This is a genomic window from Chryseobacterium sp. RU37D, assembly GCF_900156075.1.
Classification (GTDB): Bacteria; Bacteroidota; Bacteroidia; order Flavobacteriales; family Weeksellaceae; genus Chryseobacterium.
In genome coordinates this window covers 117,271-142,226 of the sequence record NZ_FTMM01000006.1, presented here as the reverse complement: position 1 = coordinate 142,226, position 24,956 = coordinate 117,271, and the positions used below count along the sequence as shown (strand labels likewise).

Annotated in this window: 21 protein-coding genes and 2 pseudogenes; 14 read left to right on the top strand and 9 right to left on the bottom strand. The window is 35.3% G+C overall.

The genetic code is table 11. The features are described 5' to 3' along the window. Positions 1-91: 91 nt before the first annotated feature. The 3 genes and pseudogenes from BW926_RS04825 to fabF all read left to right on the top strand — a co-directional run. Positions 92-343 (top strand): annotated as a pseudogene (locus BW926_RS04825) (acetyl-CoA C-acyltransferase); the annotation flags it as partial. Positions 344-353: 10 nt separating this feature from the next. Then, the gene (locus BW926_RS04820; protein WP_076444708.1) at positions 354-779 is read left to right on the top strand and encodes a PaaI family thioesterase; all 426 of its coding nucleotides are present in this window, start codon (positions 354-356) and stop codon (positions 777-779) included. Beyond that, positions 780-2,021: a beta-ketoacyl-ACP synthase II gene (gene fabF / locus BW926_RS04815; RefSeq protein ID WP_076444706.1), complete on the top strand. Its 1,242-nt coding sequence runs from the start codon at positions 780-782 to the stop codon at positions 2,019-2,021. It abuts the gene before it with no gap. Between the two features lie 129 nt (positions 2,022-2,150). Here the strand turns inward: fabF and BW926_RS04810 are convergent, their stop codons facing one another. Together BW926_RS04810 and msrB are read right to left on the bottom strand one after the other, a co-directional pair. Then, on the bottom strand, positions 2,151-2,906 hold the full coding sequence (locus BW926_RS04810) for a murein L,D-transpeptidase catalytic domain family protein (protein ID WP_076444704.1): 756 nt from the start codon (positions 2,904-2,906) through the stop codon (positions 2,151-2,153). Between the two features lie 126 nt (positions 2,907-3,032). Then, positions 3,033-3,467: pseudogene (gene msrB, locus BW926_RS04805) on the bottom strand (peptide-methionine (R)-S-oxide reductase MsrB). A gap of 162 nt (positions 3,468-3,629) precedes the next feature. On the opposite strand from msrB, the gene BW926_RS04800 reads away from it, so the two are divergent. Beyond that, a complete protein-coding gene (locus BW926_RS04800) occupies positions 3,630-4,874 on the top strand; it encodes a DUF445 domain-containing protein (protein ID WP_076444702.1) in 1,245 nt (414 codons plus the stop codon). Positions 4,875-5,128: 254 nt separating this feature from the next. Here BW926_RS04800 and BW926_RS04795 read toward each other — a convergent pair whose 3' ends face one another. Together BW926_RS04795 and BW926_RS04790 are read right to left on the bottom strand one after the other, a co-directional pair. Continuing rightward, a complete protein-coding gene (locus BW926_RS04795) occupies positions 5,129-6,166 on the bottom strand; it encodes a quinone-dependent dihydroorotate dehydrogenase (protein ID WP_076444700.1) in 1,038 nt (345 codons plus the stop codon). 112 nt (positions 6,167-6,278) lie between these two features. After that, a complete protein-coding gene (locus BW926_RS04790; protein WP_076444698.1) occupies positions 6,279-6,974 on the bottom strand; it encodes a pseudouridine synthase in 696 nt (231 codons plus the stop codon). A gap of 319 nt (positions 6,975-7,293) precedes the next feature. Between BW926_RS04790 and BW926_RS04785 the strand changes: the two genes are divergently transcribed. Both BW926_RS04785 and BW926_RS04780 read left to right on the top strand, forming a co-directional pair. Continuing rightward, entirely contained in the window at positions 7,294-8,835 is a 1,542-nt protein-coding gene (locus BW926_RS04785) for a glycine--tRNA ligase (protein WP_076444696.1), read from the top strand. Between the two features lie 78 nt (positions 8,836-8,913). Beyond that, the gene (locus BW926_RS04780) at positions 8,914-10,053 is read left to right on the top strand and encodes a serine hydrolase domain-containing protein (protein WP_083672260.1); all 1,140 of its coding nucleotides are present in this window, start codon (positions 8,914-8,916) and stop codon (positions 10,051-10,053) included. A gap of 54 nt (positions 10,054-10,107) precedes the next feature. Here BW926_RS04780 and BW926_RS04775 read toward each other — a convergent pair whose 3' ends face one another. Then, positions 10,108-11,403, bottom strand: a complete 1,296-nt coding sequence (locus BW926_RS04775; protein ID WP_228403398.1) for a Y-family DNA polymerase — start codon at positions 11,401-11,403, stop codon at positions 10,108-10,110. A gap of 162 nt (positions 11,404-11,565) precedes the next feature. On the opposite strand from BW926_RS04775, the gene BW926_RS04770 reads away from it, so the two are divergent. The 6 genes from BW926_RS04770 (at position 11,566) to BW926_RS04745 (ending at position 15,708) form a co-directional block, all read left to right on the top strand. Further along, a complete protein-coding gene (locus BW926_RS04770; RefSeq protein WP_228403397.1) occupies positions 11,566-11,805 on the top strand; it encodes a M15 family metallopeptidase domain-containing protein in 240 nt (79 codons plus the stop codon). A 188-nt stretch (positions 11,806-11,993) separates the two neighbouring features. Next, the gene (locus BW926_RS04765) at positions 11,994-13,031 is read left to right on the top strand and encodes a patatin-like phospholipase family protein (protein WP_076444692.1); all 1,038 of its coding nucleotides are present in this window, start codon (positions 11,994-11,996) and stop codon (positions 13,029-13,031) included. A gap of 231 nt (positions 13,032-13,262) precedes the next feature. Next, positions 13,263-13,433: a hypothetical protein gene (locus tag BW926_RS14330; protein WP_179077979.1), complete on the top strand. Its 171-nt coding sequence runs from the start codon at positions 13,263-13,265 to the stop codon at positions 13,431-13,433. Between the two features lie 259 nt (positions 13,434-13,692). Further along, positions 13,693-14,616 carry a helix-turn-helix transcriptional regulator gene (locus tag BW926_RS04755; protein ID WP_076444688.1) on the top strand — a complete coding sequence of 308 codons (924 nt, stop codon included), beginning with the start codon at positions 13,693-13,695 and terminating at the stop codon, positions 14,614-14,616. Positions 14,617-14,655: 39 nt separating this feature from the next. Next, entirely contained in the window at positions 14,656-15,276 is a 621-nt protein-coding gene (locus BW926_RS04750; RefSeq protein ID WP_228403396.1) for an energy transducer TonB, read from the top strand. Beyond that, positions 15,277-15,708 (top strand): nucleoside deaminase, encoded by a 432-nt coding sequence (locus tag BW926_RS04745; RefSeq protein WP_076444684.1) that lies wholly within the window; start codon positions 15,277-15,279, stop codon positions 15,706-15,708. Positions 15,709-15,815: 107 nt separating this feature from the next. On the opposite strand, the gene BW926_RS04740 is transcribed toward BW926_RS04745, so the two are convergent. The 4 genes from BW926_RS04740 to BW926_RS04725 form a co-directional block, all read right to left on the bottom strand. Beyond that, a complete protein-coding gene (locus tag BW926_RS04740; RefSeq protein ID WP_076444681.1) occupies positions 15,816-16,574 on the bottom strand; it encodes a type III pantothenate kinase in 759 nt (252 codons plus the stop codon). A 230-nt stretch (positions 16,575-16,804) separates the two neighbouring features. After that, complete coding sequence (locus BW926_RS04735) at positions 16,805-18,640, bottom strand: M1 family metallopeptidase (RefSeq protein WP_076444679.1); 1,836 nt, start codon at positions 18,638-18,640, stop codon at positions 16,805-16,807. A gap of 274 nt (positions 18,641-18,914) precedes the next feature. Then, a complete protein-coding gene (locus tag BW926_RS04730; protein WP_076444677.1) occupies positions 18,915-19,379 on the bottom strand; it encodes a DUF1572 domain-containing protein in 465 nt (154 codons plus the stop codon). 102 nt (positions 19,380-19,481) lie between these two features. Beyond that, complete coding sequence (locus BW926_RS04725) at positions 19,482-21,173, bottom strand: DUF6909 family protein (protein WP_076444722.1); 1,692 nt, start codon at positions 21,171-21,173, stop codon at positions 19,482-19,484. Positions 21,174-21,693: 520 nt separating this feature from the next. Here BW926_RS04725 and BW926_RS04720 point away from each other — a divergent pair. Beyond that, positions 21,694-23,889 carry a glutamine synthetase III family protein gene (locus BW926_RS04720; protein WP_076444675.1) on the top strand — a complete coding sequence of 732 codons (2,196 nt, stop codon included), beginning with the start codon at positions 21,694-21,696 and terminating at the stop codon, positions 23,887-23,889. Between the two features lie 341 nt (positions 23,890-24,230). Further along, entirely contained in the window at positions 24,231-24,941 is a 711-nt protein-coding gene (locus BW926_RS04715; RefSeq protein ID WP_076444673.1) for a C40 family peptidase, read from the top strand. Positions 24,942-24,956 lie beyond the last annotated feature (15 nt).

Sequence of the window (24,956 nt, the reverse complement as noted above, 5' to 3'; positions counted from 1 at the left end):
AAGATTTGAAACGTTGGATATTACTTGGAAGAATCTGCATTTTTTAGCATTTTCTTTAAGATTAATCAAAAAATTAAAAGTTTAAACAACTTCTACATTAAAAATCTGGGAAAATGATGATTTGGCCAAAAAATTCGGGCTGGAAAAAGCATTAGGAAAAGTCGATCGAAATAAACTAAATGTAAAAGGCGGAAGTCTTGCAGTAGCCCACCCTTTTGCAGCAACTGGAGGAAGAATCATAGGAACTTTAGCGAAAATTTTAAACGAAAAAGGAAGCGGAAAAGGATTTATTTCCATCTGTGCCGCTCGTGGACAAGGGGTAACGATGATTTTAAAAAAATAAAATTGAAAATATGGATAGATTAGCACAATTAAAACAATTTATCGGAAAAGAATTTACAGCGTCACCTTCCCCATTTATGAAATGGCTGAATCCCATTATTTTATCTGTAGAAGAAGGACAGTTGGAATTTCAATATACGGTAAGACCTGAATGGCTGAACCCAATGGGAAATCTTCATGGTGGAGTTACTGCAGCGATTTTTGACGATGTGATTGGAGCAACCATGTTTTCTTTAAATGAAAAAACATTCATCGTAACCGTAAATAATACCATCGATTATTTTTCAACTGCAAAAGAAAATGATAATATTGTAGCTGAAACTAAAATCATCAAAAGAGGGAAGCAATTTGTAAACGCGCAGTGCGAAATATGGAATGCAAACAAAACACGCCTAATTGCACGAGGAACCTCTAATTTATTCAAAATCAATAATTAAATGAAAAGAGTTGTTATTACTGGTCTTGGCGCAGTGACGCCTTTGGGAAATAATGTTGAAGAATTCTGGAAAAACAGCATCAATGGAGTAAGCGGAGCCAATACAATCACGCATTTCGATACAGAAAAATTTAAAGTACATTTTGCTTGTGAGGTTAAAAATTTTGATCCAAAAGTTCATTTAACGCACAATGAAATCAAAAGAAGTGATCTTTTTTCACAATATGCAATGTATTCCACAGCGGAAGCATTGAAAGATTCCGGATTGGAATTGGAAAATATGGATCCGTTCGACACCGGCGTAATCTGGGGAACCGGACAAGGCGGAATGTGGACTTTTGAAAGCGAAGTAATGAATTTCGCAGCCGGAGACGGAACACCGAGATTCAACCCATTTTTCGTTCCCAAATTTATTGCCAACATGGCTTCGGGTATGATTTCTATGAAATTTGGACTTCAGGGAATCAATTATACTACAATTTCAGCTTGTGCAACGGGAAATACAGCATTGATGGATGCGTTCAATTATATCCGTTTAGGAAAAGCAAAAGTGATTGTGAGCGGTGGTTCTGAAGCGGCAATTTCTCCGGCTTCAATCGGTGGTTTCTCAATTATGAAAGCCATGTCTACAAGAAATGATGACTTTGCAACCGCAAGTCGTCCTTACGATGCAGACAGAGACGGTTTTGTAATGGGTGAAGGTGCAGGAGCTTTGATTTTGGAAGAATACGAACACGCAAAAGCGAGAGGTGCAAAAATCTATGCAGAATTAGTCGGAGCTGCAATGACTGCTGATGCCTATCACATGACAGCACCTCATCCTGACGGAGTTGGCGCAATCAAAGCGATGCAATTGGCATTGAAAGAGGCAGAAATTAACGTTGATGATATTGATTATATTAATCCTCACGCAACTTCTACTCCAATGGGAGATTTAGTTGAATTGAATGGTATTAATAAATTATTTAAAGGAAGTAAAAACCTTGATATCAGTGCTACAAAATCAATGACAGGTCATTTGTTGGGGGCAGCCGGAGCAGCGGAAGCTATTCTTTCAATTAAAGCCATTGAAAATGGAATCATTCCACCGACGATTAATCTTCATAACATTGATGCGAATATTCCGAAAGATATTAATATTGTTTTTGGAGAAGCTAAAGAAAAGAATATCAATTTTGCTTTGAGTAATGCCTTTGGATTCGGAGGACATAATGCGACTTTGATTTTTAAGAAGTTTTCTTAAAGATACCCTCACAGATTTGGCAGATTTATTTTTATACGCAAACATCTGCTAAATTCTGCGAGAGAAAAAAATAAATTATTAAATTAATACAAATAAAAAAAGCAGTCATTTTTTTGACTGCTTTTGTTTTTATGCTTTCAACCATTCCGATTTGGAAAGGTAATTCTGATCAGGATAATAAATAAAAAGGCAATTTCTTCCTTTTATTGTATTAATGATCGGTTGCGTAAGATCTCTTGGAACCGCAGGGCAGCCCCAGCTTCTTCCGATCCTTTTGTGCATTGCAGCAAATTCTTCACTTACATAATCTGCACCGTGCATTACAATTGCTCTTTTGTATGCCGCATCATTAAAGCCTTTATCCATTCCCAACAATCTCAGAGAATAGCCATTGTCTCCGTTGTATGTTGCATCGGTAATGTAAAAACCCAAGCTGCTTTGAAGTGAACTTTCAGTATTTGAAAAGTTCGTTGCAAATTCTTCACCCGTATTTTTTCCGTGGGCAACCAAAGAATTGAATAATACTTTCTTTTCTTCGGTGTCAATAACCCAAAGTCTCTTTGTGTTTGAAGACATTGAAAAATCGCATATAGTCAATAAATGAGCATTTTCGTTAAGCAAACCAGCTTTCTTCAAATTTTCAAAACCTGTTAAGGCTTTAAAGAAAACTTCTTCGTTAAGTTCATGCCCTTCTTCAAATGTAATAGATTTGTACAATGCTTCGGCCGCAGATCCATTGGCTGTCCCTTTTTCAGACTTGACGTTCGCTAATCTTTCAATCTTTTTTGTACTGATTTCATTCTTTGTAATTGCCTTTTTCGGAGACAGATAGAATGAAGTAGTTACCATGTAAACAATACCTACTAAGCTATAAAATCCTTTCATTCAATATTATGTTAAATCCAATTCAGTCAGCAAATGTATAAAACATAATTTTTTTATACTGAATTTTGCATTTAAGTTTAACTCAATTTAAGAAACTTTAACTTTCTGATTTAGTGAATTAAAGAATCATTTTTCTGAATCCGGGACAAACTCAAGGCTTATTGAATTCATGCAATAACGCATTCCTGTGGGTTTTGGACCATCATAGAAAACGTGTCCCAGGTGCGTTTTGCAGAGAACCTCTATCCGATCCATTCCGTATGTTAAATCTCTTTTATAGTAAATTCCTTCTTTATCAGCCTCAAAGAAACTTGGCCAACCACAGCTGCTGGAAAATTTTGATGTGGAACGGAACAAATGATTTCCACAAACGGTACAATAATATTCGCCAACTTCATCAAATTCATTATACTCCCCTGTAAAAGCTCTTTCAGCTACGGCTTCTCTTGAAATCAAGTACAAATCCTGAGCGAGAATTTTTTTCTATTCATCATTGTAAATATTAAGTTTCGTAGTATCTGTTCGAGAATAGTATGGATTATTTTTTGCTTGGTTTTCCATAGAATTATTTTAAATATTTAAATTAAAACGAAAAAGTTTTTACAGCTTTATTGTTTTTAAGTTTAATTCCTTTAATTTAAAATTTTTTAAATAACATACCGTCTTATAGATTAGAGCTTTAATAAGATAAATCTCATAATCAAATTTACTAAATTTGAGAATATGAATGATGAAGCAAAAAGAAAACAGCTGAGAAAATACAAAGCATTCGCCACCGGATTATTTCTTCTGATGGCAGTGGTTTTTGTGGCAACTACAATTTTACAAAAGACAAATGATTCTCATTGGTTGGGCTACGTTCGTGCTTTTTCCGAAGCGGCGATGGTAGGAGCTTTGGCGGATTGGTTTGCGGTGACAGCCCTTTTTCGTCACCCTCTTGGTTTGCCTATCCCGCACACGAATTTGATTGAAAGCAGTAAGCAAAGTTTAGGCGATAATCTGGGAAGTTTTGTTGTGAATAATTTCCTCTCACCTCAAAATATCCGTCCCTATATTCAAAAATTAAAGATTTCAAATTTCGTCGGAGAATGGCTTGGAAAGGAGAAAAATCAAGAAGCCTTGCTTAAAAATCTTTCGGATATTGTTTTAGATATTTTAAATAAACTCGATGATTCGGAAGTGAGCCATTTCATCAGTAAAAAAGTTTCGGAAATGACGGATAATATTAAATTGAACGCTATTCTTGGAAACGGAATCAATTATCTTTTAGACAAAAACGATCATCAGAGAATTATTACAAACCTTTCTTCACAGATTAAAAGTTATATTCTTGAAAACGAAGAAATGATAAAAGATCGTGTAAAAAAGGGAAGCTACACCTTTATTCCGGCTTTTGTTGATAATAAAATTGCCGATAAAATTGCGACCGGACTTTCAGATTTTTTCAAAGAAATTGAAGAAGATCCTAACCATGAAATCAGAAATTTAGTAACCAAAAAGATTTATGATTTTTCCAATGAATTAAAACAAGATCCGAAATGGGAAGATGAATTTAAAAACATCAAAAATGACCTTTTGAAGAATGACAAACTCAATGAATATTCCAACGACATCTGGATTTCCATTAAAAATACTTTGACGAAAGAACTTCAAGAAGACGAATCTTCTTTAAAAAATTATTTGTCTAAAAATCTGAATGAATTTTCTCAAAATCTGAAAACCGACGAAAATCTTCAAAATAAAATCGATCATTGGGTTCGTGTTACGGCTTACAAATATATTCTGAAAAACACCCATCAGTTCGGAAACCTCATCAGTTCGACGGTTGGAAATTGGCAGGGAAAAGAATTAAGCGAAAAACTGGAGCTGGAGGTAGGAAAAGACCTTCAATTCATCCGGGTCAACGGAACTTTGGTCGGTGGGTTGGTAGGATTGATTATTTATACCATTTCTCATTTTTTTCTTTAAAAAATGTCTCTTTTTAAACAATTTACTGTCATTTTGAATGAAACGAAGAGTAATGAAGAATCTCTTAATAACGAATTTAGACTTCTCCTTTCGTCGAAATGACAAGCTTTCAAAATCTCGCAATAAAAAGAGCCTGTCTCAAAATGTAAAATGATGTTCTGAGAATCCCATGAATGACAAAAGTTGTCAACACGAGATCCTAGGAAAGGGAGTAGTTATGAGGCAACCATATATTAATATTGATTTCTTGAAAATTATTTTGGTAAACGACTTTCTCTTTTTAAAACCTCTTTATTGATATCATTAATTAATTTCGGGCCTTCATAAATGAATCCTGTGTACAACTGAACCAAGGTTGCTCCCGCATCCAACTTTTCCAACGCATCTTTTGCCGTGTGAATTCCACCAACTCCAATGATTGGGAAAGCTCTGTTGCTTTTATCCGAAAGATATTTGATCATTTTTGTACTTCTCTCACGAATTGGTTTTCCACTTAAACCACCGTTTCCGATTTCTGCTAAAATTTCAGGGGAAGTTTTCAATCCTTCTCTATTCACAGATGTATTTGAAACTACGATTCCGTCGATTTTTGTTTCTGCAATCAGTTCGATAATTTCATCTAATTGATTGTTATTCAAATCTGGAGCAATTTTCAACAAAATTGGTTTTTGTACAGATTTTGATTGGTTGATTTTTTTAACTTCTGTAATTAATTCTCGAAGATACTCAACATCTTCCAGTTTTGCGTGGCTTCCGACGTTTGGACAGCTCACATTCAGCACAAAATAATCTACGTAAGGATGCAGTCCTTCAAAACAATCCAAATAATCCTGAGTGTAATTTTCCGGCGCTGTGTCAGTATTTTTCCCGATGTTTCCACCGATGATGATTTTTCCCTTGTTTCCTTTCAGTTTTTCAATAGCTGCTTGAAGGCCTTCATTATTGAACCCCATTCTGTTAATGATTCCACCATCTTCAATCAGTCTGAATAATCTTTTTTTAGGATTTCCTGCTTGCGCTCTCGGAGTTACCGTTCCAATTTCCACAAATCCGAATCCTAAGTCTCCTAATTCGTTAAATAAAATCGCATTTTTATCAAAACCGGCAGCCAATCCTACAGGATTTTTAAATTTCAATCCGAAAAGTTCTCTTTCCAGACGTTTGTCTTCAATTGGTTTTGGGAAAAATAATTTGGTAAGAAATCCAAAATTCTTTAGCATTGAAAAAGTAAAGTGATGCACTTCTTCAGGATCGAATTTAAAAAGAATCGGACGAATGAGCGATTTGTACATTGAAAAAAAGTTTTACAAAAATACTCTTTTTAAAATTAATGTTTTGTAATGTATGATATTTTATGGAAAATATTGAAATAGCTTGAGTCTATGATAAGTAAATCAGAAAGATTTAAGAATACATACTCAAATCTAATTTCAAAATATCCCCTATTCTTTTGAATTCATCATCTATAGTGGCATTTACCGTAATTCTTTTCTTTAAAATAGGATGATTAAAAATCAATTGATGGGCGTGAAGCGTCATTTTGTTGATTCCAAATGTCTGAAGCCACAATTTATTCTGTTTGTTGCAACCGTGTTTTCTACAACCTAAAATAGGATGTAAAATATGTTTAAAATGTTTTCTCAATTGATGAAATCTTCCCGTTTCAGGAATGGCTTCTACCAAACAATATCTCGAAGTCTGATGTTTTAAAAAAGGTAAATCGATTTCCGAAGTCTGCAAACGGCGATAATAGGTAATTGCATTTTGCTTAACCTCATTTTCATTGATTAAATCATAATCAATCGTTTCTTCTTCCTTTGCCCAGCCACGAAGAATAGCGATGTATTTCTTTTCAACCATTTTTTCTTCAAATTGAGTGCTCATCTTTCTCAGTGTTTCTTTATCTAAAGTGAAAAGCAAAACGCCAGAAGTTTTTCGATCCAAGCGATGTACCGGATAAACTTTTTGCCCGATCTGCTTTCTCAATTCCTGAATCGCATAAGTATCTGCTTCTCCTGAATAAAAGGATTTGTGAACTAATAATCCGCTGGGTTTGTTAATGGCAATAAGATGTTCGTCACGATAAAGAATTTCTAACATAGGGCAAAAGTAGAAATTTCCGATAGATTTTTTACAAATATTGAACATTTAATGAAATGTCTAAACCTCATAGGTTTTTGAAACCTATGAGGTTTGCTTTCAGGAATTTCTCCCTAATTAAAAACGACTTTTTTTAATAGCCCTGATGGAAACGGCATCCTTTTTTGGGGCGGACGGAACACAGTGGAGCCCGTTACAAAAAAGATACGGTGAACAGCAGGTTCCCGGCTCCTAATCTACACGAATATAAAAACTTCCGTATTCCCACTTCTCACTTCCCGCTTTTTCACTATTTTTGCACTTCAGACGTTAAAAAATTATGGCAAAACAAGAAGATGTTTTCAAGAAAGTGATTTCTCACGCTAAAGAATATGGTTTTATTTTCCCTTCTAGTGAGATCTACGATGGTTTATCCGCTGTTTATGATTATGGACAGAATGGGGCTGAACTAAAAAATAATATCAAACAATATTGGTGGAAAGCGATGGTACAGCTTAATGAAAATATTGTCGGCATTGATTCAGCAATTTTGATGCACCCAACAACTTGGAAGGCATCGGGTCACGTAGACGCTTTCAACGATCCATTGATTGACAATAAAGATTCTAAAAAACGTTTCAGAGCAGACGTTTTAGTGGAAGATTACTGCCTTAAAATTGAAGAAAAAGAGAATAAAGAAATCGAAAAAGCAGCAAAAAGATTCGGTGAATCTTTCGATAAAGCACAATTTGAAGAGACAAATCCTAAAATTTTAGAATACAGAGCAAAAAGAGAACAAATCCTTTCAAGACTGGCAAAATCTCTGGAAAATGAAGACCTTGCTGATGTAAAAGCCCTAATTGAAGAATTGGAAATTGCTGATCCCGATACTGGTTCTAAAAACTGGACGGAAGTAAGACAATTCAACCTGATGTTCGGGACTAAATTAGGTGCTTCTGCAGATTCTGCGATGGATCTTTATTTAAGACCGGAAACAGCTCAGGGTATTTTTGTTAACTTTTTGAATGTTCAGAAAACTTCTCGTCACAGACTTCCTTTTGGTATTGCACAGATTGGAAAAGCATTTAGGAATGAAATTGTTGCGAGACAGTTTATCTTCAGAATGCGTGAATTTGAACAAATGGAAATGCAGTTTTTCGTTGCTCCGGGAACAGAGCTCGAATTCTACGAGAAATGGAAGCAAAAACGTCTGAACTGGCATTTAGCTTTAGGCTTAGGTGATGAAAATTACAGATTCCATGATCATGAGAAATTGGCGCATTATGCAAATGCTGCGGCTGATATTGAATTTAATTTCCCATTCGGCTTCAAAGAACTGGAAGGTATTCATTCAAGAACAGATTTCGATTTAAAGGCTCACGAAAAGCATTCAGGAAGAAAGCTTCAGTTCTTCGATCCGGAAAGAAATGAAAATTATGTCCCTTACGTAGTTGAAACTTCTGTAGGTTTAGACAGATTATTCCTATCTCTTTTCGCTCATTGCTTAAAAGACGAAACGTTGGAGGACGGTTCAGAAAGAACAGTTTTATCTTTACCACCGGCTTTAGCGCCAATTAAGGCTGCGATTCTTCCATTAATGAAGAAAGACGGTTTGGCAGAATACGCAGAAGAAATTTTCAACGATTTGAAGTACGATTTCAACTTGTTCTACGAAGAGAAAGATGCCATCGGAAAACGTTACAGAAGGCAGGACGCGATCGGTACACCTTACTGTATCACAATCGATCATGAATCTCTTACTGATCATACGGTGACCATCAGAGATAGAGACACAATGGAACAAGAAAGAGTTCCGGTTTCTGAATTGAGAAGAATTATCGATGAGAAGACAAATTTCAGAAATTTACTCTCTAAAATATAAGCAGAAAGCCTTGAGAAATCAGGGCTTTTTTTGTATTCTTTTTTTGAATAGATTTGTTTTAAACTATTCCCAAAACTTATGTGGCTGATTATTTTACAAACTTTCATTATTATTCTCATCATTGCTATCGTCCTAATCTACGTCTTAGGATATGGTTATCTTTTTAACGGGATTTCAAAAACCTATTTAAAAGGAAAGGTCAGTGCTAATATTGATGACGGAAAGTTCTTCGCCAGCAATATCATCCATACGGAAGCTCCAAAGCCTTGGGAGGAAGCTTCAGACTACAACAAAAAAGAATTACCGGAAAATATAGTTGAAGATTTATCCCGTTCCAATACCGCATCTTTTATTGTGGTAAAAGATAGCAAACTGATACATGAGCAATATTGGAAGGGCTACCATCAGCTTTCTAAAACCAATTCTTTTTCTATGGCAAAAGCTATTACTGTAATGCTTTTCGGAAAAGCTCTGGAAGAGGGAAAAATTAAAAATATTGATGATAAATTCTCTGATTATTTTGAAGAGTTTAAAAATAAAGAGTTTGCCAGAAACTTGACTTTAAAAAATTTGTCACAAATGGAATCTGGCCTGAACTGGGATGAAGATTACAGAAACCCTTTTTTGCCGAATGCCCAAGCATATTATGGAAAAAGTCTTATTAAAGCTACTTTTTCAAGCAAATTTAAACAAAACCCAGGGGAAAACTTTGAATATCAAAGTGGTTCCACACAGCTTTTAGGTTTTGCGGTAAAAAAAGCAATCAATCAGTCTCTTGCAAGCTATTTATCCGAAAAATTTTGGATCCCACTGGGTATGGAACAAAACGCAGAATGGAGCACCGATGAAAGCGGAATGGAAAAAACATACTGCTGTATCCACTCCAATGCGAGGGATTTTGCCAAATTAGGACAATTTTTTCTGGATAATGGGAAGGTTGGAGACAAACAAATTCTAAATCTCGATTTTATTAATCAAATGCGGACTCCTACAGAAAAATCTGATGAAGTTTACGGAATGGGGTTCTGGATCAATAATGATAATCCTATCAAACATTATTATTTTTTAGGACTTCAGGGTCAATACATCATCATGATTCCTGAACATAATATGGTCATTGTAAGGACCGGAAGCTATAATAATTTGCCTAAAAATGACAGAGGAAGACCAGATCAGGTGAAATTTTTGGTAAATGAAACGGTAAAAGCATTTCAATAATACCGAAGTACAGATACATAAAGATATCAGCTTCCATAGTTTTAAACTAAAATTTTAGTGGAATCTGAAATTCGCTTCCTTAAGCGTATTCTTTTTTAGAAAAGCTTCGTATTCGGGGGATAATCGTTTTCGTCCAAAAGTATTTTCTCCGCTCATGCTTCCGAGGCGGACTTTGTCTTTTCCAAACTTTTTATTCATTGCATCCATCGCTTTCATAACCGGTAAATGCAGATTTTGAATATCTTCCTCAAAAAGATTAATCAACCGCTGATCTTCCGGAACAAAGTCATTAACGATGACTCCGGCTTTTTTGTAATGAAAGCCTTCTTTAAAGATTTGATCAAAAAGTTCATTGACCACACGGCCTATTAAAATTGATGAATTGGTGGGGTTGGGAAGAATTTTCGTGACTGCATTTCTATATTCCGGCAAATCCTTTCGGAAACGGTTGGTCTGTACAAAAACAGTGACCATTTTGCAGCAGGTATTTTGCCTTCTTAGCCTTTCGGAACAATACATTCCGAAGGTTTCGACACGTTCGCGGACATCTTCTTTTTTAGTTAGCATCTCCATAAAGCTCCTGGTAACAGCAATGGACTTTTTCGGTGACGGAGCATCCAACTCTAGCTGACGGATTCCTTTCAGTTCATTAACCATTCTTACCCCGTGAATCCCCATGATCTTGCGAACCCACATTTCAGGTTTTTGTAAAAGATCCCAAGCTTTATAAACCCCATTTTCGTCCATTTTTACAGCTAAACGTCTTCCGATTCCCCAAACATCCCCGATATTCAGCCATTTTAATGCTTTTTCAATTTTTTCGGGAGTGTCTAAAATATACACACCATTGAACTTTTCAGGGAAATCCTTTACAATCCTATTAGCTACTTTACAAAGTGTTTTTGTTGGAGCGATGCCGATACTTACAGGAATATTTTCTTTTTCCAAAATTTCATCTTTAATTTTAGTACAATACTCATAAATATTGATGTATTTAAAAGTTTTAAAATCAAGGAATAACTCATCAATTGAATATACTTCATAGTCTTTATCAACATAAGCCGTTGAAATATCTATAACTTGTTGGCTTTTATGGTTATATAATTCAAATTTTGCAGAAAAACATTTTACATCATATTTCTTAAATATCTCTTTATATTTAAAAGCGGGAGCTGCCATTGGGATTCCCAAATCCTTCGCTTCTTTACTTCTGGACACAACACATCCGTCGTTATTGGAAAGTACCACAACGGGCCTGCTCTTGAGTTCCGGATCCAGCGTACGTTCACAGGAAACGAAAAAATTGTTACAATCCACTAAAGCATACATGACGAAAAATTGAATATTCAATACACAAAATTATAACTTTTAAAGTAGATTATTATGTTTAATTTGAATTTTAACACTACAATTAATCACCTTATTATCAATATATTAAATTACTAAATATTACGTCAAGTTTTGTCGTATTGCTACTATAACTTCGCTTTCCAAAACACTAAAAATATTAATATGGATAAAGTAACATTACAAAGAATCGAGAAACTACATCCTTCCGTAAGAGAAGAGATAAAGCAGATTATTAAAGCATACGACGAAGCACTCACCGGAAAAGCAAAAATAAGAATTACGCAGGGCTGCAAAGCTTTGAAGAGCAGGAAAAACTTTATACCATCGGAAGAATCACGAAAGGTAAGCTGGAGAATACTCTCTAAGATGCCTCGAGACAAGGAAAACTATGCGATACTTTAATTCTCACTTATTTGAATTTATTTTTTATACGCCAACTTCTGTCGCTTCCCCGGCCTATCTTTGCTTTACAGGAAATCACCAAAAGCAGCTCTCATAAAAGCTATAACCAATAGTCTTTTTTCGGAAATCTATTGGTTTTTAGTTGTCTAAAGTTGTCTGGTAATTTTCTTAAGATAAAGTAAAATCACATGAAAAAGACATCCATTCTTTCTTTAGACGGGGGCGGAATCAGGGGAATTATCACCTGCATTATTCTGCGCTACATAGAAGAACAACTGCAAGTTTATGATCATCCGGGCGCAAAGCTTGGGGATTATTTCGACCTTGTTGCGGGAAGCAGCACAGGCGGTCTTATTGCATCTATTATTCTATGTCCCAATGAACACCGGAAGGCAAAATATTCTATCCAGAAAGGGCTAGAATTGTACGCTGAAAAAGGTGGCGACATATTCCAAGTTTCTTTTTGGGAACGTTTGGTAAATCCGTTCGGATTGATCAATGAAAAAATCTCCCAGGATGAGCTTGAAAAAAATTTGAATGATTTTTTTGGAAATTTAGAATTAAAAGAATTAATAAAACCATGTTTAATAACAAGCTATGATATTGAAAACAGAAGAGCGAAAATTTTCAACTCATGGAAAGCAAGTTTAAGCACAGACAATTTCTATGTAAAAGATGTCTGCAGGGCAACTTCTGCAGCGCCGACGTACTTTAGTCCGGTGCAGATCAAATCGGAATACGGACAGATTTTTAGCCTTATTGACGGCGGAATGTTTGCCAATAATCCGGCCCTTTGCGCTTATGCCGAAGCCAGAAAAATTCCTTTTGCAGAGGTTTTTAAGAATCACCAAAAGGCCAACCATCCGAATGTGAACGACATGATCGTTGTTTCCATCGGAACAGGAATTGAATCAAAGCCTTATCCTTTCCGAAAGCTGCAAAAAGCTGGAAAAATTGGCTGGGTAAGTCCCATTGTAGATATTTTAATGTCTGCTAATGCGGAAATAGTGAATTATCAGCTTTGCCAGATGTTCCAGACATTGGGATTGAGAAACCAGAAGAATTATTATCGACTAAATCCTTCGTTGAAGAACGCTTCACCCGCGATGGACAACGTAAGAAGAGCAAATATTGAAAATCTGATACAGGCAGGATTGAGTTATATTGATGATAACAGAGAAATCTTAAATCAAATTGTTCAGAAATTAATTAAAAATAAAATATAAGCTTTTCAACTTATAATCGACAGATATAAGTTTTTTTAATTATATTTTAAAATTAAAGAAAATTCTCATACACGTCAAGTTTTGTCGTTTCCCACTTCTATCTTTGGAATAAAAGCCAAGCACAAAACAATAATTAAAACTTAAAAAAACAACCTTGAATTTCATCATTGATAAAATGTTGAACAGCCTGAACTCTATTCAAATTTTACCACCAAATCAATTACAAAAAACATGGAAACACCAAATCACAATTCAGATATTATGTTCGATGAAGACCTTTATATTATTGACTGGAGCGACATCGAAAATGCCGAGATGGACTACGAAAACTATCTCAATGACATTGAAAATTTTTTCAAAGATGATTCCGGCAACGAGATCATTGAAGAAAAGATTTATTAAATGGAAGTGGCCATTATCTAATGAAAATGTAAAAATAAATAGCCTTTTAGTAGAAATTGAAAGTGGCTATTTTTATTTGGAAACGAATTCGGATTATGCAGGTAAAGTTAAAATTTTCCTTAAAGAAGGAGAAATAGTGAAAACAAATGATATTCGTACAATAACTTATTAATCCCCCTTTAATAAACTTATTCACAAAAATAAAACACGACACTGTTTGTCGCATTAAGCCCATATATTTGCAGTAGAAACTTTAGTAATGAAAAAAGATTTTTACCTGACAAGATATGCCTTAATTATAAAAAGATTAGAAAGTTCTCCGGCTACCTATTCGCAGCTGGAGGACTATCTACTCAACTCTTTCGAATTTCAGGATGCAGGGATCACCAGCTATTCCATTCGTACCTTGCAGAGGGATATCCGTGAGATTTCTGACCTTTTTAATCTTTCCATTCACAATAAAAAGAAAGGTGATAACCGGTATTATATCGAAAGCCGCCCCATTATGGAAGTAGATGAATACAATCAGAAATTACTCGAATCTTTCCAGGTAAGCAATGCGCTTAACCTTCATCCCAATTTTTCAGACTTTATCTTTTTTGAAAGCAGAAAACCTACCGGAGTAGAACATTTCTACGATCTTTTCTTCGCTATCAGGAACAAAAGAATTATCTCTTTCGAGCATTACAATTACAAAAACAAGCTGATGACTTCCCGAAAAGTTCATCCTTTAGCCTTGAAAGAATCCAAAGGCAGATGGTACCTCATCGCTATTGACACGAAAGATAAAATTTTAAAATCATTCGGATTAGACAGGATTAATTATCTCGATGTAAACGACAAACAGTTTAGAGAAAAATACAAATACAATTTCAGGGAGCATTTTAAAAATGCCTTCGGGGTTATGAATCTTGCCGAGCAGCATCCTCAGAAAATTGTGTTGAAATGCAGCCGCCATCAGGGAGAGTATATTAAAAGCTTTCCGCTTCATCAGTCCCAGAAAGAAGCAAAAGAAACGCCGGACGAGATATTTTTCGAATTTTTCCTACATCCCACTTACGACTTCATGCAGGAGATCCTTTCGTACGGAAAAGAAGTTCAGGTATTGGAACCAAAAGGGTTAGTTGAAGAAATCCGGACCCATCTCCAGGAGTCGCTGAACAATTATCTGAAAACTGAATAGTTTAAGATTTTTTGATTACATTTACATAAATATATCATATTGAGATCGCTATTTCTTTTACTTTTTTTTCTTATTTCTTTCCTCTGTTTTTCTCAGCAGGAAGAGTTTAAGAATGTAAAGAATTATTATAATCACCACAGAGTTTTGCTTAATAATGAGTTCCAGAAAAAGTACCTGGCAGAAAAGGACCTTCTTTCCAAAGATGCTGTAAAGAATGATTTTATGTTTTTCATGAAAAAGATGGACAGCATAGAAAACGTAGCCCTTATCGGGGCTTTGGTAAAAATAAAAAATCTTGAAGACCTTAATAACATTCACAGCAAGGCACTGAAATCAGGAAATATATCCGATTTTGTACCGGTAACAGATAAATCCGCCGACTATCCCGGTGGTCTGAATGCCCTCAGACAAGAAGTTACCAATATTTTTTATACAGACGGGGTATATTCTGAAACAAAAACTGTAAAAACAGATGTGGCTTTTATCGTGGAAAAAGATGGTTCCATCAGCAATGTTCATGCATTGGGAGACAATTTTACATTCAACAGACAGGCAGAAATTGCATTATATTCCATTTCAGAAAAATTTTCCCCCGCCATTTTTAAAGGGAATGCAGTAAGATATCGTTACACGCTGCCCCTAACCATGAATTTTGAATAAATGTTTACCGACGAATATTTCATGAAAATGGCTCTAAGTGAAGCCGAAACTGCACTAGAAAAAGAGGAGGTTCCCATAGGATGTGTAGTAGTTTCAAACAACCGTGTTATTGCAAGAGCCCACAACCTCACCGAAACGTTGAATGACGTTACCGCTCATGCGGAAATGCAGGCAATTACTTCTGCAGCTAATTTTTTGGGAGGAAAATATTTAAAAGACTGCACCTTGTATGTAACTTTAGAACCCTGTGTAATGTGTTCAGGAGCACTTTCCTGGGCGCAGATTTCGAAAGTGGTTATTGGTGCCAGAGACGAGCAGAGAGGCTTTATCAATAAAAAACTTTCCCTTCATCCCAAAACAGAAATCGTTACCGGCATTATGGAAAACGAATGTTCTTCAATTGTTAAGGAATTTTTTAAGTCTAAACGTTAATATTCATTTTTTACAATAGAATATAGACATATCAAGATATTTGCTTCTTTTTCAGTTTGTCATTCCGATTTCTATGACAAACTTTAGCTTTTAATTAAATAAATTTTTCAGATATCTTTTCCCAAAAAATAAAGTCCTTTCAGGGTATGAAGCCTGTCCATGACATGGATTTTGTCCGTTAAAGGCTTATACACATGAGAAACTCCCCCGGTGGCAACTACAAAACAGCCATCATTCACCTCATTATTAATTCTGTCAATAAATCCTTCCACCATACCAAGAAATCCGTATACCATACCGCTTTGCATACAGGTTACCGTATCCAGGCCTAAAACCGTTTTGGGTTTTTTCAGCTCGATTTCCGGAAGCTGTGCGGTTTGACTGATCAATGAATTTAAAGCTGTTACAATCCCTGGAGCAATAATTACCCCCAATGTTTCCCCGTTTTCAGCAACACAGCTTGCTGTAAGAGCGGTACCAAAATCAAGCACAATTTTTTTTCTGTCCGGATACATATTATGGGCAGCAACGAGATTTGCATAGATATCCGTTCCCATCTGCTTAGACTTTGCCTGTACTCCGGAAGGAGTGTTTCTATCAACAATGACAGGAAGTATCCCATGGATTTTCTTGATTGCGGAGCTCATTACTTTGGTAAGCTGGGGAACAACTGATCCGATAATTACTTTGTTGATTTCTTTAGGTTCAACCTTATAAGTCTGGTACAGCATAAGCATCTGGACATACAATTCGTCCGCCGTTCTGTAAGGTTTCGTATTGATTATCCACGAAATATCACAATTGTCATCATCAAAAAGCCCGAATCTGATATTGCTGTTTCCTATGTTTATTACAATTGAATTCATTTATTTGTTTTTCGAATAGAGCTTTTTATTAACATATTAAGCCTATTTAGTTTTAGGGATTAAAATTAAGGATTTTAAGAAGAATTGCGAATTAGTTTCTTATTAAAAATTAAATTTTGACGCGACGAACACAAGGTTTGTTCCCAACTGATAGCCGGGTTTTAAATAAATAACCTGATAAAAAATCCCGTAGTTTATCTGCGGGATTTTATTTCACTATTCAAGTATAATTATTTCACTTCAACAAAATTATCTTCCATATTCACATCAGCAATTCTCTGGCTGAAATCAATTCCCAGAACGGACAATTGTGATTTTGTATAAGGAATCGTAATCATGTATTCCTTCTGTGTCCAAGGCCAGTAAGGCATTGTTTTAAACTCTCCGTAGGCATCTTTTTCTTTCCATGTATGCGTCATATTTAAAGGAATCTGGTAGGTTACGATTTTCTTATCCGTGGTCATCACACTAAAATCAATCGGCATCGGAACTCCTCCATTATTTACTAATGTGATGGTTGTGGATTTTGCATCGTATTTTACTTCTTTGATTCCGTAATTGATGGTTTTTGTGGTATTGATCCAATAATTCTGGAACCATTTCAGATCCATTCCCGAAACTTTCTGTGCGATATGCAGGAAATCTCTATCAGACGGATGTTTCATTGCCCATTGATCATAATACTGCTTTAATGTTTCGGCTAAATTCTGCTCGCCCATGATATACCCCAGCTGTACCAAATACAGCTCTCCTTTCACATAAGAAGCATAAGTATAGGAAGTTCCATTATCATGGTGATCGCCCAGCCAGACTGCAGGTTCTTCGATTCCTTTTTTAATGAAATCTCTGTATGCATTTAGCTTTTCCATAAACGGATTGGGAAGATCTTTTGGAAACAATTGAGACATGACATATGATTCTGCATAGCTTGTAAACCCTTCATCCATCCACGGGCGCATCGATTCGTTTGTCGCCAGCATCTGCTGATACCAGGAGTGTGCTCCTTCGTGAGCCATTAAGCCCATCAAGTCTTTAATGTCTTTTGCTTCACCTAAAATCATCGTACACATCCCGTATTCCATTCCACCATCTCCACCTTGAATGAATGCGTAAGTCGGATAGATATATTTTCCGAAATGAGAGTTCATCAGCTGGAAATATTTCGTTATGTATGGCTGAGCCTGCTCCCAAACCTTTGTTTTATCATTATTTTGATATACCATGAAAACTTTCGGGCCTTGCGGAACATCAAAGCTTTTCACAACATAATCTTTATCTGCACTCCAGGCAAAATCAAGCATATTTTTCGCCGTCCATCGCCATATTGATTTATTTTTATCAGCCTTGATTTTTGCATTTGTATCGTAGCCTTTTACTTCTGTCGAGTTTTCAAGAATTCCTCCTGCTCCTACTACATAGTCTTTGTTGATTTTAATGGTCACATCAAAATCTGAAAACGGCTCATGAAATTCTCTTCCGATATAATCGAAAGTTGCCCATCCGTCGTAGTCATATTCTGCGATTTTCGGATACCATTGCGTCATTGTCATATCAACACCTTCTTTGTTATTTCTTCCGCTTCTTCTGATTTGTTGAGGAATTACAGCATCCCAATCCATTGTGAAAATTGCCGTGGAATTGGGCTTAATCGGTTCTGCCAGATACACTTTCATGATTGTTTCCTGAACTTCAAACTTTAAATCTTTTCCGTTCTGTCTGATCCAGTGAATATTTTGTGCGCCTTCCTGATCTTTCGGAATGGAAGCTAATCTTGAAACGCCGTCTTTCTGCAATCTTGAATCTCCATTTTTTCCTTTAGAAGCCACTCTTTGATCCATCATGGAATTGGGCTTAAAGGCATTCCAATACAAATGGAAATAAACAACATTAAGCTCGTCGGGTGAATTATTGGTGTATTCTAATGTTTGTTTTCCTTCGTAAGTAAATTTTTCAGCGTTTACATCTATGTCCATCTTGTACTTCGCACTCTGCTGATAATAAGCCCCTTGCTGAGCCTGAAACTGAGAAATGATAAACGCAAACAGGATTGCTGTCGATTTTTTCATTTGACCTTTTTTATTTTTTCTAAAGGTATGTAATTTAAATAAGAACCTCAAATGTGGAGTTATTATTGAAGTTTTGGGTTAGATTAACCTATTTGATTATTAAATTTCTCTCATTGATTTTGCAGATTACGCAGAATTTATTTTACTCAAACATCTGCGAGATTTGCTCAATCTGCGAGAGATTAAAATTTAGCACGAATATCACAAATCTTTACACAATTTAAACATAAATAAATTCGTATGATTCGTGAAAAAAATTAGTCTAATTTGTTGTTTATACCAAAAATTTTTTAATCAAAGTAATTTGTCCTAAATGATAATATGCATGTTCAATCATGCCATCGATATTCCTTAAATATGTTCCGTACTTTTCATCGACAAAAACATCATTCATTTTAGAATCAGACATTTGTTCTAGTATTTTTGCGAAATTTTCAGAATCATTCCAAAGTTTACCTAAAAGACTCTCCCACTGCTTCTGAGATTCAATCAGAGTAAGATCAAAACTATATTGATCTCTGATTTCTAATTCACCTCCTTCAAAAACATTAATTAATCCAACAATATAATAATCAATATGAAAAGTAAGCATGGCAATGGTGTTTAAAGAACCAACTTTTGTGGTTGCCTGCTCCCAAGTCACATCTTTAAGCTGATCTTTAAAATTGGTATTCGCAATCCATAAACCATCCAACATAACTTCCCGAAATCTTTTGGCTAATTGTGATGTTGTGTTCATTTTCTTTTAATTTTCTTAAAGATAAGTTTTCTTAAACACAAACAAAAATCCTTCAAAGTTTTGAAACCTTGAAGGATTAAATTATTAATTGAAATAATCAATTTATTTTTTAGCAGAAACTTCTTTCTTTCCGCTTTGTAAAATCTTTTCTAAGATTCTTAAAGTAATAAGATACGTTGGTTTTACACCTGTTAAACCTAAACCGCCTGAAGAAAGTGTACTTCCCGTTTCCAAAGGATTATCCGAAGCATAATACGCATACATCACAAACAGATCCGGTGAAATATGATGTCTGATTTTAGACGCCACCTGAATTGCTTTTTGGTAATGAGCCCCTTCCATTTCAAGACCAATAGCTTTCCAAGAAGTATTCATAAAATAAGAAAGGATATCTCTGTTTTGAAGCGATGTTCCTAAAACCGTAATCATCGGACCTTCGAAAGCCTTTAATTCATCGTCGTGGAAATCTGCCATTTTTAAAGCATTTTCAAAAGGGTAATTATCTGCCGTTCCTTCAAAAATATGCGAAGTCGGGATCATAATATCACCTTTTCCACCTGCCAAAATTCCCGCTTTACCCATAATGGAAACAGATTTTACTTTCATCATGTAAACTTCTCCTTTATGTTCGTAAGGTCTTAATAATTCGTCCATTACCTCATAAGCCTGTTCACCGAAAGCGTAATCGAAAACCATAATTACATCATCTCCGCCAAACTTAATACTGTGGAAGGGGGTATTTTTAAGATTGGTTTTGCTTAAATCAATGATCTGAACATCAATATTACTTCCGCTCTTGTCATTAATATAAATTAAACCTTCTTCCAATGCATATTTAGAAACTTTATCACGAAGTTCTTTTTTATCAGAAATTTCTCCGTACAGTTTGTAATCTACTTCGTTGTTATCTTTTTTCTTTAAAGCATCATTTGCATACAGCATATTTTTCACTGAGTGCATATTTGCAGAAATAATGTGTAAAGGACGCATGTGAAGATTGTTTTCAAATAAAACATCTTTCACTTTATTCGCCCATTTTTCTCCAAAATAATGGTGTCCGACTCTTTCCTTTAAGATAGAACTGAAATGAATTTCTCTTTCTCTCGTCTGTTTTGCATCTTCCAGACTTACTTTTCCTAAGTTGTAGATGATTTTAAATAAACGATCCGGATTATTGTCGTCTCCGAAAGTATTGTAAGCATTTAATGTTTCTTCAAAAGTTCTTCCTATTAATGAAGACAAATGAATTAAAGCTACCTCTTTTTCCTTTCTGCTGAATTTCTTTTCGCCTTTTACCACCTCTTCGATAATTTTAAAAGCACGTGTCGGTTTCCAGTTTTCATCTTGGATGAAAGCCAGATTTCTCACTTTGTCTGCTTCTATAAATAAAAATGTAAGGTGTGTAAGAATATCATAAATCTCTGAACGACCCAAAAGAACTTCAATATTCATTTGGTGTTCGTCGATTCTGTAACAATTTCTTCTTCTCTTTTTAGGAACAATAGGTTCGAAACTTCCTTTATCAAACCCCTCATCCGATGTCAGATGAATAAAAGCGCATTCTTCAATTCCCTCCGGAAGCCTGTCCAACACATACATCAAACCATCCAGCTCCAGTTTGCTCGGAATATTCATGCTTCCGTAAATCTCAGGATTAATGGTTTTTAACAAACTTCTTATGCTCTCTCCTGAAACACCGCTGGGTTTAAAAAAACCTCTGTAAAAGAGGTGTCTCATAGAAATATACAATCTTTCAATTGCTTCCGTTGTTTCTCTTGCTCTAGAATTTGTCATAAAATAAATTTCACACAAATATACAAAATCTCCGCTCAATTTATTTTTAATAAGCAATTTAACATAATCTTTACATTCATTAATATTATTGCGCTGAACGAAGTAAAGAAGCAATCTTAAAACGCATTTCCACAAAGTTTGTCGTGCTGAAAGCATCCAGGCTCGAATCTTTCCGTATTCTTCCTAATACTATATTTAGATTCCTACCGGAATGACACTGTATGGAATTATTGTAATTAAGAGATTCTTCACTTTGTTCAGAATAACAGTGGAAGAAAATTAGAGTACATCCGTTCTAATTTCATAAATTCTATCCTAATTATATAGTATATTTTTTCAGAGAATCGTTTTTAATTAACGAAAAATTCAAAATTAAGTATTGAAACCCATTTCACCCCTATCAAAATTCAAATCAACGTTAATAATCTAGTTAAATTTCAAAACACCCCTTAAATTTTTGGGGTAAAAAATTTTTCAATTCATTTTTTTTGTAAATTTGTCTAGTAAAAATTAATCTAATATGTCAACTTTAAGATTCAAAGCGTTAGAAACTTTACCATTCAAGGACTTTAGAAGAGATAATTCCGTTGAAGTTCCTGTAAAATTGTCAGAATTATTCTGTCAGAATGTTTTCTCAGAAGAAACAATGAGAGAATATTTAACAAAAGAAGCATTCCAATCTATTTTGGATGCAATGAAAAAAGGAACTAAAATCCAAAGACACATTGCAGACCAAGTAGCGGTAGCAATGAAAGACTGGGCAATGAGCAAAGGGGTAACTCACTACACTCACTGGTTTCAGCCATTAACAGGAAGTACTGCAGAAAAGCATGATTCATTCTTCACTCCGATAGAAGGAGGAAGAGCAATTGAAAGATTCAGCGGAAACTTATTGATTCAGCAGGAGCCAGATGCATCTTCTTTCCCGAATGGAGGTATCAGAAACACTTTCGAAGCGAGAGGTTATACAGCCTGGGATCCTACATCTCCGGCATTTATTATGGGAACTACACTTTGTATTCCTTCCATTTTCATCTCTTATACCGGAGAAACTTTAGATTATAAAGCGCCTCTTTTAAGAGCATTGAACGCGGTAGACGAAGCTGCAACCAACGTAATGCAGTATTTCGACAAAAACGTAACGAAAGTAACTCCTACTTTAGGTTGGGAGCAAGAATATTTCTTGGTAGATTCAGCATTATATCAATCTCGTCCAGACCTTGTATTAACTGGGAAAACTTTGCTAGGACATTCTCCTGCAAAAGGACAGCAATTGGATGACCATTATTTCGGTTCAATTCCTACAAGGGTAATGAACTTCATGAAAGAGTTGGAAATCGAATGTATGAAATTAGGTATTCCTGTAACGACAAGACACAACGAGGTTGCACCAAACCAATTCGAGCTGGCTCCAATGTTTGAAGAAGTAAACGTTGCTGTAGACCACAACTCTTTGTTGATGGACATTATGGCAAGAATCGCTCACAGACATCACTTCCATATTTTATTCCACGAAAAACCATTCGCAGGAGTAAACGGAAGTGGAAAGCATAACAACTGGTCTTTGGCAACTGATACCGGTGAAAACCTTTTAAGCCCGGGAAAAAATCCTAAGAAAAACTTACAGTTCTTAACGTTCTTCGTTAATACAATTAAAGCAGTTCACGAATACGCTGATCTTTTAAGAGCAAGTATCGCATCTGCAAGCAATGACCACAGATTGGGTGCAAACGAAGCTCCACCAGCAATTATTTCTGTATTCATTGGAAGCCAATTGTTCAGCGTGTTGGAAGAACTTGAAAAAGTAACCAACGGAAAACTTTCTCCTGAAGAAAAAACTGAATTAAAATTGAATGTTGTTGGAAAAATTCCTGAAATCTTGTTGGATAATACCGACAGAAACAGAACTTCTCCATTTGCATTTACTGGAAATAAATTCGAGATCAGAGCAGTAGGCTCCTCAGCAAACTGCGCAGAATCGATGACGGTAATGAATACCATCGCCGCTAAACAATTAAACGATTTCAAAAAAGAAGTTGATGCATTAATTGAAACTGGTCTTAAAAAAGACGAAGCAATCTTCAACGTATTGAGAGAGTACATCAAGCAGTGTAAAAATATCATGTTTGAAGGTGATGGATATTCTGATGATTGGGCAAAAGAAGCCAAAAAGAGAAGTTTGAACAACTTGAAAACTACTCCTGAAGCTCTTAAACAAGAAATGGATAAAAAATTCTTGGCTCTTTACGAAGAAATGGGAATTTTCACACACAGAGAAGTTGAGGCTAGAAATGAAATCAAATTAGAAAAATATTCTACTGTGATCGATATTGAAGCAAGAGTGTTAAGTGATATTGCAAGAAACCACATCATTCCTTCAGCTTTAAACTATCAAAACAGACTGATCGAAAACGTAAAAGGTCTTAAAGAAATTTTCGGAGATAAAGAATTCAAATCTTTAGCAAAAGAACAGATGAGCTTAATTGCAAGCATCTCTGAAAATGTATCTAAGATCAAATTAGGTGTTGAAGACCTAATTAAAGCCAGAGAAGCAGCAAAAGCGGTTTCTGATAGCCAGAAGCAGGCAGAAGATTACTGTAATAAGGTTAAACCATTATTTGATTCCATCAGGGAAGCTTCGGATGATCTTGAGATGATGGTAGATGATGAGCTTTGGCCAATGACAAAATACAGAGAAATGCTGTTTACAAAATAACAGTTGTAAAGTTCCATATTAGTGAAACTCTTCGGTATTTCCGGGGAGTTTTTTTGATTTATTAACAGTTTGAAAAAATTAGAGCTCAAATCTGAAACTCTCATTTATAGAAGAAAATCGAAGTATTTTGTTAAAAAATCTTAATAAAAAAAACCGCACACTCACCAAAAATAGGCCGTTGCGGTTTGTTTTTTTTTAACATACTTAAACAATATGTTAAAATGTGTTAAAAACAGAACCTGATAATAATCATAATCAAAGCCCTTTTATTTGGAATACATATTTTTGTAGTGCTTTTGAAAATAAGTATTCCTTTTTTTAACACGGATAATCAAATATATATGAAGAAAAGAGTTTTGTTTTATTTAGTTGCTTTCGTATCTACAATGTCGTTACAATCATGCGTTACAAACTATGTAGTTTCAAAACCAGCAACTTACATTAAAGGATACAAAACAGATGCCAAACTAGCTTCTATAGATACAAAGAAAATGGAGATAGATAAGCAGCAGCTGATCAATTCATTCCTTGCTGAAAAAGCAGCTTCTATTGCCAACGCAAAAAATACAATCAAAAATTCTGAGGTTGCAAAAGCAATCAGATATAATAAAACCATTGACAATATCCTTACAGAAGCAGAAACTTATCTTGGAACACCTTACAGATATGGGGGGATGACAAGAAACGGTATCGACTGTTCAGCTTTTGTTCTTTCAGTTTTTGGGGCAGCGGCAGGCCTTAGTTTACCAAGAGTAGCAGCGTCTCAGGCTCAGGAAGGTGAAAGAATTGAAAAAGATAACCTTAAGAAAGGAGATTTGATTTTCTTTTCTCATGGAAGAAGAATTTCTCACGTTGGTATTGTAGAAAGTGTAACAGAAGATGGTGAGGTGAAGTTTATTCACGCAGCAACTTCAAGAGGAGTAATGATTTCTTCGCTTAATGACTCTTACTGGGGTCCTAAATACAGGTTCGGAAAAAGAATGATTAACGAAAACGGAGAGACTTACAATAATTTTGCTTCTACAAGTATATCCAACGGAACAAATTTTTAATTTTAATAATAGATT